At 54.5% G+C, this 13,118-nt stretch carries 10 protein-coding genes and 2 rRNA genes; 10 read left to right on the forward strand and 2 right to left on the reverse strand.

What is annotated here, in order from left to right; translation table 11 throughout:
* Nucleotides 1–100 precede the first annotated feature (100 nt).
* Together OMP38_RS25935 and OMP38_RS25940 are read left to right on the forward strand one after the other, a co-directional pair.
* Complete coding sequence (locus tag OMP38_RS25935) at nucleotides 101–1,444, forward strand: hypothetical protein (RefSeq protein WP_277567597.1); 1,344 nt, start codon at nucleotides 101–103, stop codon at nucleotides 1,442–1,444.
* 115 nt (nucleotides 1,445–1,559) lie between these two features.
* Entirely contained in the window at nucleotides 1,560–2,327 is a 768-nt protein-coding gene (locus tag OMP38_RS25940) for a hypothetical protein (RefSeq protein WP_277567598.1), read from the forward strand.
* A 91-nt stretch (nucleotides 2,328–2,418) separates the two neighbouring features.
* Here the strand turns inward: OMP38_RS25940 and OMP38_RS25945 are convergent, their stop codons facing one another.
* The gene (locus tag OMP38_RS25945; protein ID WP_277567599.1) at nucleotides 2,419–3,366 is read right to left on the reverse strand and encodes a phytanoyl-CoA dioxygenase family protein; all 948 of its coding nucleotides are present in this window, start codon (nucleotides 3,364–3,366) and stop codon (nucleotides 2,419–2,421) included.
* Between the two features lie 117 nt (nucleotides 3,367–3,483).
* On the opposite strand from OMP38_RS25945, the gene OMP38_RS25950 reads away from it, so the two are divergent.
* Complete coding sequence (locus tag OMP38_RS25950; protein WP_277567600.1) at nucleotides 3,484–4,143, forward strand: AraC family ligand binding domain-containing protein; 660 nt, start codon at nucleotides 3,484–3,486, stop codon at nucleotides 4,141–4,143.
* On the forward strand, nucleotides 4,070–4,348 hold the full coding sequence (locus OMP38_RS25955; protein ID WP_277567601.1) for a helix-turn-helix domain-containing protein: 279 nt from the start codon (nucleotides 4,070–4,072) through the stop codon (nucleotides 4,346–4,348). Before OMP38_RS25950 ends, OMP38_RS25955 begins: the two co-directional genes overlap by 74 nt.
* Before the next feature lie 26 nt (nucleotides 4,349–4,374).
* Here OMP38_RS25955 and OMP38_RS25960 read toward each other — a convergent pair whose 3' ends face one another.
* Nucleotides 4,375–5,055, reverse strand: coding sequence for a GntR family transcriptional regulator (locus OMP38_RS25960; RefSeq protein WP_277567602.1), 681 nt, complete (start codon nucleotides 5,053–5,055; stop codon nucleotides 4,375–4,377).
* 180 nt (nucleotides 5,056–5,235) lie between these two features.
* Here OMP38_RS25960 and OMP38_RS25965 point away from each other — a divergent pair, with 180 nt between their 5' ends.
* The 6 genes from OMP38_RS25965 to OMP38_RS25990 form a co-directional block, all read left to right on the forward strand.
* On the forward strand, nucleotides 5,236–6,192 hold the full coding sequence (locus tag OMP38_RS25965; RefSeq protein ID WP_277567603.1) for a C-terminal binding protein: 957 nt from the start codon (nucleotides 5,236–5,238) through the stop codon (nucleotides 6,190–6,192).
* Nucleotides 6,193–6,216: 24 nt separating this feature from the next.
* Nucleotides 6,217–6,645 (forward strand): cupin domain-containing protein, encoded by a 429-nt coding sequence (locus OMP38_RS25970; RefSeq protein ID WP_277567604.1) that lies wholly within the window; start codon nucleotides 6,217–6,219, stop codon nucleotides 6,643–6,645.
* 21 nt (nucleotides 6,646–6,666) lie between these two features.
* Entirely contained in the window at nucleotides 6,667–7,428 is a 762-nt protein-coding gene (locus OMP38_RS25975; RefSeq protein ID WP_277567605.1) for an SDR family NAD(P)-dependent oxidoreductase, read from the forward strand.
* A 34-nt stretch (nucleotides 7,429–7,462) separates the two neighbouring features.
* Entirely contained in the window at nucleotides 7,463–8,248 is a 786-nt protein-coding gene (locus OMP38_RS25980) for an SDR family NAD(P)-dependent oxidoreductase (protein ID WP_277567606.1), read from the forward strand.
* Between the two features lie 563 nt (nucleotides 8,249–8,811).
* A 16S ribosomal RNA gene (locus OMP38_RS25985) occupies nucleotides 8,812–10,365 on the forward strand.
* Nucleotides 10,366–10,598: 233 nt separating this feature from the next.
* Nucleotides 10,599–13,118: ribosomal RNA gene (locus OMP38_RS25990) — 23S ribosomal RNA — on the forward strand; the annotation flags it as partial.

Genomic DNA, 13,118 nt, shown 5'->3' on the forward strand with positions numbered 1-13,118 from the left:
GTACCCTAGGACGCGCTCCAAACGAATTTATATTCATCCGCCATTGGCCGATTCGTTGGTAGAAGTCAGACCGGATTTAACGCTAATCGTAAAGGATGCATTGGCACGGAAAGGCCAATTCCGAAGAGGACACGGCTTTTTTCTAAGCGCGACAGCAGGCGGGCCTCCGCAATTTTTCGATTTTCGCAACGTAGAGCAAGCGTACTTGTCTCCTAAGGAACCGATTTTATTCTCATCGCTGCCGCAATCCGGCTTTGACCATCGATTAACGAGCTTGACCGTACCGGAGCCGGATGGCGGCGCCCGCGTCCATCTCTATCTGTCGATAGCCAATTTGCATCCGACCCGCGCCAGATCGGCGGATTGGTATTTTGCGAGCGTTGAAGACATGCATGAGCGCTTTTATGTCGATATCAACGAAGATTATGTCCCTTACGATCAAGTCCTTGCGCCATGGTTGAAGGGAATGGCGCTTGAGCATCTGGCAACCGGGTCCTTCAGCGGGCTCCTTCGCGATGGGCGGGGCGTTGCGATCCTCCGGTATGACGCGGCGCCTCGCACGAACGTGTCGTATGAGGCACAAGCCGGCGAATTCGCCAACATTCTTCAATTTAATATGGAGCTTGCTCCCGGTGAGACAAAGAAAATCCATATCGAAATTTTCGATACGGTCACCGGAAGAACGAATGAAATGGCTTCCATTCAAAATGAGAGCTTCTTAGATGAAGCAACGGCGATTGAACAAGGCCGGCAGATATGGAACTTGGCGCTAATGGGCAAAGCAAACATTCAAGTACCGGAGCCGATGATTCAGGATATATTCGATACGGCCCAAGCCAACGCCTTGCAGTTGATCGCGGAGAGGGCGGATGGATCCGCGCTGCCCGGACAGGGCGGGTTCAACGAATATACGGCCGTGTATTCCTGGGAAGTATCCGGCTATTTGAAAATGCTGAATCGGCTTGGCTACGGGGATACGGTTAAAAAAACGCTTCAGTATTTTTTAAGCACGCAGGCCGGCAGCAAGGGGCCTGCCGGGGACATCGTGTCTCCCGATGGTTCCTTTCGGGCGCATATTTTCTGGATGTGCGAGACGGGAGCGGTACTTGGGCTGCTGGCGGATTATTACTTGACGACGAAGGATCGATCGTGGTTCGGCGAGCATCTGCCGGCTATCGTTCAAGCTTGCGAGTGGATCAAAAAAGGAACGCAGCGCGACCAAGATCGTTCAAGAAGACGGCACGAGAGCGGCGCACTACGGCCTGCTGCCGAAAGGACGCGTTCACGATTGGCCGGATCAAGGGCATTTCTTTTTCTCGGACGCGCATACGTGGCATGGCCTGCATCTGACGGCGCTCGCGCTGAAGGATTGGGGCTATACGGACGAGGCGATTTACACGGCGGAAGCGCAGGATTATCGGGCATGTCTGGAAGCGGCGGTTAGGCGGGCCACCTTTTCGTATCCCCCAGGCGAGCAGATCCGGTGGATTTCTAATGAAGCGTATACGAAGCCGGGGGATAGGAAGGCCGTATATGCGATCGACGGACCAGCCTGCCTGTTGGACACGGGTATCATCGGCGCAGAAGATTCAATCGTTCCGGAGATCGAGTATTATATGCGCCGCTATTTTTCCATGGGCGACTTGTTCGCGGTGAAATTGCCTGAAATGGAAGACGCGGTGCTTGGCAAGCTTCAGGAGCAATATGCGGGCTCGCCGATCGACTTATACTACGTCAACCAGGCGGAGCGGATCTGGCATCGGGTATGGTCCCTGCGCGGAGAACGGGAGAAGGCGCTTCGCTATTTTTATTCGACGATGGCCTTTTCGACGACGCTGGACACCCTTCACGTCCATGAACGCTATTGTCCGCAGCTGCCTTGGCTGTCGCCCTGGCAGCCGAACGGAAGCGGCAACGGCCGCGTTATGGAGATGATTCTGAATTCGCTTTACATGCTGGAAGATCGTACGATGAAGCTGCTGCCCTGTGCGCCTGCAGAATGGCTGGATCCAGGGAAGCGGATCGAAGTGAACCGGGTAGCGACCTATCTCGGAGAGCTTTCATTTAAGGTAATCAGAAGCTCGCTTGATACGATGCAGGTCGAAGCTCAGCTCCCGGATGGGATTCAAGCGATCGATGTCACGATCGTGTTGAAGAACGGCTACGCCATCCGAAAGGTTCACATGCTGTATGGGGAAGATCATATTCGCGACGGTCAAGATCCGGAATGGAAGGGAACCATCAGCGGCGATAAGCTGCATTTTCCGAACCCAAAACGGGAGTTGAAAATGCGCTTGCAGCTGTCCGCAGAAGAGGGGATGGCTTAGCGACGCCTTGACGCCAATACTGAAACCGATTCTGTTGTAAGCGCAGACAGAAGCTGCGACGCCGAATTTTCGGTTCGCAGCTTCTCAGCAATCAGCATATTTTTTCTTTTTGCCATCGGATCGCGTGGTCGAATTCCGTGAACCGGAATTCATGGCTCTCCCAATAATGTTTCAGCTCCTCGTTGGCCCAGCCCTCGTAGAGCTCATCCCATTCATAAGGGCCATGGGGCATCAAAGAAGAAGGTTCAATGACTTCGCTAACCGGCTGATAGCGGTAATCGCACGATAGCCGGATTTGACCCGGGATCTGGTTCGGCATCGATTTGTGAACGGTGTGGCTGTGAAAAACGAGCACGTCTCCGGCCTCGTAATCGATCGTCTGCCAGTCGTAATCGAGTCCGCACAGGATCGATTCCAGTCCGCCGGCTCCAGGATTGCTCGATACGCCGAGCAGCCCGGCTTGATGGCTTCCTTTGAGCACGGCCAAGCCGCCCAGTTGTCTCGACACGTCGCCCAGCGGCATCCAGCAAGTCCAGGTGTTAGACGCGCCCTGGATATGAAGGAAGTCCTGATGGGAGGGCGTAACTTTCGCCTCGCGATGCGGAAGCATGACCCGGCCGATATTCCGCGGATGCGGGAACGGCTTTTCATCGAACAGGGTGGAGAAGATCGCCAGGATTTCCGGTGAGTGCGCCAAGGCATGAAACGCTTCGAGCTTTTGAATCCGGTGGTACATCTCCAACGTGACGCCTACGCCGTTCCATTGCAGCTCTTCCGAAGAATACCGATTGACAGCTTCGACGTCGGCCATCCCGTCCATCAACGGGAACTTCGAATCCATCACGCCGAAGCTGTCCAAGATGTCCAAGACGCCCCGGCGAACTTCGAGCACGCGAGCGCGCGGGAGAAGGCCTTTGAAGAACAGAACGCCATCTTCGTTTGCCCTGGCGCGCAGTCGATCGGGTTGGCCAAGGAGCGGGCTTGCGTCCGCGAACGTGCCGGAGACGGGTTTTCGATCGTTGTCCATTGCGATATTCATTGGGTGTGTTCCTCCTCTCTTGATGTTGTCATCATAGCATCGGGAACGCCAAAATCATTTAGATGGCAGCGCACAGGTTTGTCATTTACCGGAATGGAAGAAGGGAGGGGTCCACGGTTGGAATCGTTCATCAAGGCTGTCGAAAACGCGCAGCCGGTCGTTCATTTTGCGAATCGGTGGGTCAGCAGTCCGGGCGAATCCTTCGGGCCGCGGACGATCGGGGATTACCAATGGATCTTCGTGAGGAGCGGAAAAGGCAGCGCGCGGATCGGCGGCCAATCGTACCGCGTCTATTCCGGTTGTTTGTTCGCCTACGGTCCCGGTCAGCCGCATTGGTTCCGCTCGAGCGACGACGATCCGCTGGTGTTGTATGGATTGCATTTCGGTTATGCCGGACACGCCGGCCTAGACGATGTGCTGCGCATGATCCAAGACGTGGATTGGGATCGCTTCGAAAAAACAAACCCCGATGTCTCCGTCCCGTTCCCCGCAAGAATGGAGACGGGCGCTTGGCCGCTGCCCTACTTCGAACGGCTGGTCGAGGAGTATCGGGGGGAACCGGACGCTGAGCGCCCTGGTGTTAAGGGGACTGATCACCGAGCTTCTGGCCAGAGTCGCACGATGGGTTATCGACAAGCCGTCTACGGCGATGCCGCAGGACAAACGAATCCTCCGCGTAAAAGAAAGCTTGCAGAACAAGGCAATGGAGAGCTATCGGACCGAATGGATAACGGAAGGGCTGCCATACGGCCACGATTATATTTCCCGTTTGTTTAAGCAATGTTTCGGGCAATCTCCGCGCGACTATCATAATCAGGCGAGATTGGCCCAAGTCCAACGATTGCTCGAAGAGACGGAGCTTAGCTCCACCGCGATCGCCGAGCGGATGAAGTTCGGCAGCGTTCATCATTTTTGCAAATGGTTTAAAACGAATACGGGTCTGCAGCCCGGGGCTTACCGCAAAAGAAGCCGATTTTTGTAACCGCTCAGGAAAGATGGCGATGCGGCTTACGATTTCATGTTCTGTTCCAGCCGAGCGATGATAATCTCTTTTGCATTCACGATATGCCGAGTCAGCTCGTCCGCTGCGTCGGGATTCCTTTGGATGACCAAGTCCGCCAACCGGCGGTGGCTTTCGTAAAATTGCCGGTAGGTCGCGCTGGTCATATTCGTGATTTCCAATATCGCCTGGAACACGTTCGCCATCGTATTCCATGCCGCCAGCAGGGGGCTGTTGTCGGCCATCATCACCAGACTGCGGTGAAATTGGATGTCGAGAATGGATGTCTCCGCGCTCGAAGGCGCGATCTCGGGGACGGACAGACGTTGTTCCAGGTGTTCCATGGATTCCAAAAGCGGACGGAAGTGGAAGGAACGATTGGCCAATATTTGTTCGAGCGCTTTTTGCTCGAGCAGCAGACGCAGCTCGAATAAATCACGGGCTTGTTTGGACGTGAAGCCGATGACCTCGGTGCCGCCGTTCGATAGGTTCAGCACCAGCCCCTCTTGCGAAAGCAATTGGAAAGCCGTCCGGATCGGCGCCCGACTGCAGCCGAGCCGATCTGCGACTTTCGATTCGATCAATCGGGAACCGGATTTGTATTCGCCGAGAATGATATCGGTCCTCAGCCGCTTCACGATCTCCTTCGCCTGAAGCGAACGCGCAAGCGGATCGTCTACTTTGCTCATTTCCTAACCCTCTCCCGCTCAAAATTTTCACCATAAAAGGATTGTACTTCGGTAGGCGGATTGAATTCAACACAGATATTTTGAATACTATATTTTAATATTGTATACAAATTAAATGTGTTGTATATTTTATTTGCGAGTTGCGCTTTGGAAGAACCACGCGGGAGAGGAGAGCGGGAAGTGAGAAAGCTTGCGATATGGGGTGCGGGTATTTTCGGCGACCGCAGGGAACGAGAACTGTTCGAGCCCGCCGGTTATCAAGCCGACTATTATGAAGGCGACGACCCGCTGGCTCTTGCGGCCGCGCTAACGGATGTCGAAGGGTTGATCGTGAATCTCGAACAAGTCTCGGATGAATTATTGGACCGTCTGCCGTTTTTAAAAGTGATCGGACGATACGGCGTCGGCGTCGACAATATCGATCTCGAAGCCGCATCCAGGCGGAGAATAGCGGTTATCAACGTGCCGGATTATTGCGTCGACGAAGTCGCGGAGCATGCGGTCAGCTTCATTTTTGCGGCCAACCGAAAATTGCAGATCGCTTCGTCGTTGCCTAGACAAGGCGACTGGGGCAAAGTGCAAGCGCTCAAGCCGATTCGCGCGATCAAAGAGACGACGCTCGGCGTCGTCGGAACCGGGCGAATCGGCATGAAAGTAATCGAGATGATGGCCCCATTCGGCTGCAAAATTTTGATTTGCGATCCCTACCTCGCCCATGCGCATCTGCCGAAGAACGCGGAAATGACCGGATTCGATCAACTGCTTGCACGGTCCGATATCATCACGATCCATTGTCCGCTGACGGCACAAACCCGGCGCATGTTCCGCGCCGAAACGTTCGCCCGCATGCGGAAGCAGCCGGCCATCGTCAACGTCTCGCGGGGGCCGATCGTCGACGAACGCGACTTGCTCGTCGCATTGGACGAAGGCATCGTGTCCTTCGCGGCGCTGGACGTCATGGAAACGGAACCGCCGGAAAGGAATCACCCTTTGCTCCATCACCCTATGGCGCTCGTTACCGGACACGCGGCCTGGTACTCTGAGCAATCCGAGAACCGGTTAAGGGATTTTCTTGCCGTTCGCATGATGGATTATCTGGAAGGCCGGCCCGTCCCCTCGATCGTGAACAAATTTTAATGACGAATAAGGAGTGAATGACCCATGCGTAAAGCAAACGTGATCCGCGCATCCGAAGTGAAAACGTTGTTCGTCGACGAAACGTACGCGTCCAAAATGCTCATCGACCGTACGAATTCGGATACGCATAATACCCAGATCAACATGGGAATCGTGGCGCCGGGAGCCAGTCATCCCGATCATAATCACCCGACCGACTATGACGAATTTTACTTGGTCATAAAAGGCCAAGGAATGGTGCGTCTCGATGGTCAGGAGTACGATCTGCTGCCAGGCGACGTCGCGTTCATTCCGGGCGGCTCCTACCACGCCATTGCCAATAAGAGCGATACGGAGGAATTGGTCATTTTTACGGTTTGGCCCAAGCATCCGGAGGAAGGCGCCAACCCCGTATACGATCAGCGCATTCGGGAGTGGGGCAAGTCTTACGTGACGATCCATGACTCCATTTGATGTAGAAAGAGGCGCTGCTCGATGAAGCTGCAAGGAAAAGTCGCGCTCGTCACGGGAGCGGGAAGAGGCATCGGACGTGGAATCGCGCTGGAAATGGCCAAGGAAGGCGCCGACGTCGTCATCCATTATCGCAGCAGTGAACGCCAGGCCGTCGAAGCGGCGGAAAAGATCCGCTCCATGGGCAGAAGAGCGCTGCTCCTTCGGGCGGACCTCTCCGAGGTCAGGCAGATCGACGGGATGATGGAGGCCATCCGCGAGCAATGGGGCGGCGTCGATATTCTGGTCAACAACTCGGCCATCGATCCGACTTTCGATTTTTTCGAAGTCACCGAAGAACGCTGGGATCAGGTGCTGGACACGAACCTGAAGGGCGGCTTCTTTTGCGCTCAAGCTTGCGCGAGAGACATGGTCAAGAAGGGCGGGGGAAAGATCATTTTCATCAGCTCCGTTCACGGAAATACGACGATGCCGAAGTATTCTGCCTATGCGGCATCCAAAGGCGGCATTAACGCCATGACCCGGCAGCTTGCGCTCGACCTGGCACGATACAACATCCAGGTCAATGCGATCGCTCCGGGAGCCACGGACGTAGAGAAATTTCACGAGGATCCGGGGCACGATCCGGTAGCGATCGGCGAACAGATTCCGCTCGGCCGGATCGGTTACCCGGACGACGTGGCCAAGGTCGCCGCGTTTTTCGCATCCTCGGACTCGAACTTCGTGACCGGGCAAGTGTTAACCGTCGATGGCGGATCCAGCACGCGGTTTTTCCTAAGAACCTGAAGGAATCGCCAAACGTATCGAAAGGATGATTAAGTTGGAATTTGCAGATCGAGTCGTTCTTGTAACCGGTTCTGGCAACGGAATCGGGAAGGCCGTTGCGTTCGCGTTCGCCAGGGAAGGCGCATCCGTCGTGATCTCGGATATTGATGGCGGCGCTGCGGAAACAGCGGCGCGCGAGATCGAAGACATGGGAGGAACGGCAATGAGCATTCGGACGGATGTTTCGTCCGCCGCGGATGTGGAACGCCTTTTTTCGGAGATCCATCGGGTATACGGCCGACTTGATGTACTCATTAACAATGTCGGCACGACGATCCGTAAACCTACGGTTCATTTTACCGAGGATGAATGGGATTTTATTTACGATACGAACGTCAAATCGATGTTTTTGTGCGCGAGGGCAGCCGGTAAATGGATGCTGAAACAGAGGGCCGGTTCGGTGGTGAATATCTCCTCCATTCTTGGCACGGGCGGGGTCAGCCGGCGCCTTCCGTATGCGTCCTCCAAAGCGGCGGTGGATAGCTTCACCCGGACGCTCGCCTGCGAATGGGCGCTAGACGGGATTCGGGTGAATGCCGTCGCCCCCGGCTATATTCGAACAGATGGATTAAATCAGGCGTTCGTCGCCGGTATCTTGAAGGAAGACGATATGGTGCGGAGAACGCCGCAAGCGCGCCTAGGCACGCCGGAGAATATCGCCGACGCCGTTCTGTTTCTGTGCTCCTCCAAAGCGGACTACATTACGGGTACGGTACTTTACGTCGATGGGGGGATATTCCGCGTACCAGGGTCCGGAGCAAGTGCCTTCTTTCCATCATGATCTATCGGCGTGGAGCGGCGTCTGACGATTTTTGGCTCAAAGCGGCAAAGACCTCGGTCGTACCATAATCGTCCTGATCGAAGCTGTCGACACCGACAAGGGTCTGGTGCTGCTTCTAGAAGATAAGCGGGGTAAGCTAGTGTAAACTTACCTCGTTTCATTTTGGAGAGCTGCAATCCATAAGCTTCGTTTTCTGTCATGGAAATCGATCCAACATTTGAATGTGGCATTCGCGATGCGTGAATGATATCATAAGTATCCCGCAGGTCCTTACATGCAGTACAGTTCCCTTAAACGAATGAAGAATAGGGAAATGGAAAAAATTGATCATTGCGGAAAGCCAATCGAATTGATAAGATGTAATTCCTGCTTCGGAAACGAAGCGGACAAGCTTTAAAAGATTGCTCCTTGAAAACTGAACATCGAGCGTTAAAACAAACGGACGCTGAAGCCTTTCGGGGCTGAAGCAAAAGTTATACCAGCTTTATCATGAGCAAGTCGAACTACCTGTGCGTCTTTTGACTATCGTCGTTTCTAACGAAACGTCTTTCGTCAAAAACGCTATTATGGAGAGTTTGATCCTGGCTCAGGACGAACGCTGGCGGCGTGCCTAATACATGCAAGTCGAGCGGATTTAGTTTGTAGCTTGCTACAAACTGAGTTAGCGGCGGACGGGTGAGTAACACGTAGGCAACCTGCCCTGAAGACCGGGATAACATTCGGAAACGAATGCTAAGACCGGATAGGCAGCCGGGTCGCATGACCGGGCTGAGAAACACGGTGCAAGCTGTGGCTTTGGGATGGGCCTGCGGCGCATTAGCTAGTTGGTGGGGTAACGGCTCACCAAGGCGACGATGCGTAGCCGACCTGAGAGGGTGAACGGCCACACTGGGACTGAGACACGGCCCAGACTCCTACGGGAGGCAGCAGTAGGGAATCTTCCACAATGGGCGCAAGCCTGATGGAGCAACGCCGCGTGAGTGAGGAAGGCTTTCGGGTCGTAAAGCTCTGTTGCCAGGGAAGAATAAGGATGAGGTAACTACTCATTCGATGACGGTACCTGAGAAGAAAGCCCCGGCTAACTACGTGCCAGCAGCCGCGGTAATACGTAGGGGGCAAGCGTTGTCCGGAATTATTGGGCGTAAAGCGCGCGCAGGCGGTCTTTTAAGTCTGGTGTCTAAGTGCGGGGCTCAACCCCGTGATGCACTGGAAACTGGGAGACTTGAGTGCAGAAGAGGAGAGCGGAATTCCACGTGTAGCGGTGAAATGCGTAGAGATGTGGAGGAACACCAGTGGCGAAGGCGGCTCTCTGGACTGTAACTGACGCTGAGGCGCGAAAGCGTGGGGAGCAAACAGGATTAGATACCCTGGTAGTCCACGCCGTAAACGATGAGTGCTAGGTGTTGGGGGGGGTCCACCCCTCGGTGCCGAAGTTAACACATTAAGCACTCCGCCTGGGGAGTACGGTCGCAAGACTGAAACTCAAAGGAATTGACGGGGACCCGCACAAGCAGTGGAGTATGTGGTTTAATTCGAAGCAACGCGAAGAACCTTACCAGGTCTTGACATCCCTCTGACCGGTCTAGAGATAGACCTTTCCTTCGGGACAGAGGAGACAGGTGGTGCATGGTTGTCGTCAGCTCGTGTCGTGAGATGTTGGGTTAAGTCCCGCAACGAGCGCAACCCTTGGATTTAGTTGCCAGCACTTTGGGTGGGCACTCTAGATCGACTGCCGGTGACAAACCGGAGGAAGGCGGGGATGACGTCAAATCATCATGCCCCTTATGACCTGGGCTACACACGTACTACAATGGCCGGTACAACGGGCTGCGAAGTCGCGAGACGGAGCCAATCCTACCAAAGCCGGTCTCAGTTCGGATTGCAGGCTGCAACTCGCCTGCATGAAGTCGGAATTGCTAGTAATCGCGGATCAGCATGCCGCGGTGAATACGTTCCCGGGTCTTGTACACACCGCCCGTCACACCACGAGAGTTTACAACACCCGAAGCCGGTGGGGTAACCCGCAAGGGAGCCAGCCGTCGAAGGTGGGGTAGATGATTGGGGTGAAGTCGTAACAAGGTAGCCGTATCGGAAGGTGCGGCTGGATCACCTCCTTTCTAAGGAGCCCTTCGGGGCATTACGAAGTCCGTTTGGTTTAACGCTCGAGTTCAGTTTTGAAGGAGAAATCCTTCAGTGCGTACCGTACGAACGCGTTTCTAGCGAAACGCTGCCTCTTGCGGCACGGACGAGACGATCTTCGATCGCTCGTTTGCACCTTGAAAACCGGATAGCGAAACGAAATGCGCAAATTAGAAATTCTCATGCAATGCCTTGTGTGGTTTAGCCGACAGGTTAAGCTATTAAGGGCGCACGGAGGATGCCTAGGCGCCAGGAGCCTAAGAAGGACGCGGCGAACAGCGAAATTGCCTCGGGGAGCCGTAAGCAGGCTTTGATCCGGGGATGTCCGAATGGGGAAACCCGGCTGGGGTCATGCCCAGTCACCTATGAGTGAATCCATAGCTCATAAGGAGGCACACCCAGGGAACTGAAACATCTAAGTACCTGGAGGAGAAGAAAACAAGAGTGATTCCGTCAGTAGCGGCGAGCGAAAGCGGATTAGCCCAAACCTGAGAGCTTGCTCTCAGGGGTTGTGGGACGTCTCACATGGAGTTACAAAGGGATAGGTTAGGCGAAGAGATCTGGAAAGGTCCGGCATAGAAGGTAAAAGCCCTGTAGCCGAAAGTCTATCCCCTCCGAGACGGATCCCGAGTACCGCGGGACACGAGAAACCCCGTGGGAATCCGGCAGGACCATCTGCCAAGGCTAAATACTCCCTGGCGACCGATAGTGAAGCAGTACCGTGAGGGAAAGGTGAAAAGCACCGCGGGAGCGGAGTGAAAAAGAACCTGAAACCGTGCGCTTACAAGAAGTCAGAGCCCGATCTAGGGGTGATGGCGTGCCTTTTGTAGAATGAACCGGCGAGTTACGTTTACGTGCGAGGTTAAGTCGGAGAGACGGAGCCGCAGCGAAAGCGAGTCTGAATAGGGCGCTTTAGTACGTAGTCGTAGACCCGAAACCGGGTGATCTACCCCTGTGCAGGGTGAAGGTGAGGTAACACTTACTGGAGGCCCGAACTCGTGAGCGTTGAAAAGCTCTGGGATGACGTGGGGGTAGGGGAGAAATTCCAATCGAACTCGGAGATAGCTGGTTCTCCCCGAAATAGCTTTAGGGCTAGCCTCGAGATTTAGCATCATGGAGGTAGAGCACTGATTGGGTGCGGGGCCCGCCAAGGGTTACCAAGTCCAGTCAAACTCCGAATGCCATGGATGTATGCTCGGGAGTCAGACGGCGAGTGCTAAGATCCGTCGTCAAGAGGGAAAGAGCCCAGATCATCAGCTAAGGTCCCCAAGTGTGTGTTAAGTGGGAAAGGATGTGGAGTTGCGAAGACAACCAGGATGTTGGCTTAGAAGCAGCCACCATTTAAAGAGTGCGTAATAGCTCACTGGTCGAGTGACTCTGCGCCGAAAATGTAACGGGGCTAAACACACCACCGAAGCTATGGCATGTCGTAGTCTTCACTTTGTTCTGGTGGAAGACCGGGACATTTCGTCAAAAAAAACCCCAAAGGTGGTTTAGGGGTATCAAAAAAAACGCCCCGAAAAAAAAAACCAAAAAAAGAAAAGAAAAAAAAGGGCACTTGGGTAGGGGAGCGTTGAATGCGGGTTGAAGTCGGACCGAGAGGACCGGTGGACTGCATTCAAGTGAGAATGCCGGTATGAGTAACGAAAAGACAGGTGAGAATCCTGTCCGCCGAAAGCCTAAGGGTTCCTGAGGAAGGTTCGTCCGCTCAGGGTAAGTCGGGACCTAAGGCGAGGCCGAAAGGCGTAGTCGAAGGACAACAGGTTGAAATTCCTGTACCACCGTAATCCGTTACGAGCGATGGGGGGGACGCAGGAGGGCAAGAACGCGAGCTGATGGAATAGCTCGTCCAAGCAGTGAGGGGTGTGTGTAGGCAAATCCGCACACTAATACCTTGAGCTGTGATGGGGAGGGAAAATTACAGTACCGAAGGTTCCGTGCTCACGCTGCCGAGAAAAGCCTCTAGCCAGGAGAAGGTGCCCGTACCGCAAACCGACACAGGTAGGCGAGAAGAGAATTCTAAGGCGCGCGGAAGAACTCTCGTTAAGGAACTCGGCAAAATGACCCCGTAACTTCGGGAGAAGGGGTGCCTCGGTAGGGTGAATAGCCCGAGGGGGCCGCAGTGAATAGGCCCAAGCGACTGTTTAGCAAAAACACAGGTCTGTGCGAAGCCGTAAGGCGAAGTATACGGGCTGACGCCTGCCCGGTGCTGGAAGGTTAAGGGGAGCGGTTAGGGGCAACCCGAAGCTGTGAACCGAAGCCCCAGTAAACGGCGGCCGTAACTATAACGGTCCTAAGGTAGCGAAATTCCTTGTCAGGTAAATTCTGACCCGCACGAATGGCGTAACGACTTGGGCGCTGTCTCAACGAGAGATCCGGTGAAATTTTAGTACCTGTGAAGATGCAGGTTACCCGCGACGTGACGGAAAGACCCCATGGAGCTTTACTGTAGCTTGATATTGAACTTGGGTACGGTCTGTACAGGATAGGTGGGAGCCTAGGAAGCCTGAGCGCAAGCTTAGGTGGAGGCGCCGTTGGGATACCGCCCTGATCGTATCTAGGTTCTAACCTGTCACCGTGAATCCGGTGAAGGGACCGTGTCAGGCGGACAGTTTACTGGGGCGGTCGCCTCCTAAAGCGTAGCGGAGGCGCCCAAGGTTCCCTCAGAATGGTTGGAAATCATTCGAAGAGTGCAAAGGCATAAGGGAGCTTGACTGCGAGACCTACAAGT

The organism is Cohnella ginsengisoli (assembly GCF_029525555.1).
GTDB lineage: Bacteria > Bacillota > Bacilli > Paenibacillales > Paenibacillaceae > Cohnella > Cohnella ginsengisoli.

Coding starts and splice junctions, on each gene's coding strand:
- OMP38_RS25945 (WP_277567599.1), bottom strand. CDS start 3,366: ATGAATATCGCAATGGACAACGATCGAAAACCCGTCTCCGGCACGTTC.
- OMP38_RS25970 (WP_277567604.1), top strand. CDS start 6,217: ATGCGTAAAGCAAACGTGATCCGCGCATCCGAAGTGAAAACGTTGTTC.
- OMP38_RS25955 (WP_277567601.1), top strand. CDS start 4,070: ATGGAGAGCTATCGGACCGAATGGATAACGGAAGGGCTGCCATACGGC.
- OMP38_RS25975 (WP_277567605.1), top strand. CDS start 6,667: ATGAAGCTGCAAGGAAAAGTCGCGCTCGTCACGGGAGCGGGAAGAGGC.
- OMP38_RS25960 (WP_277567602.1), bottom strand. CDS start 5,055: ATGAGCAAAGTAGACGATCCGCTTGCGCGTTCGCTTCAGGCGAAGGAG.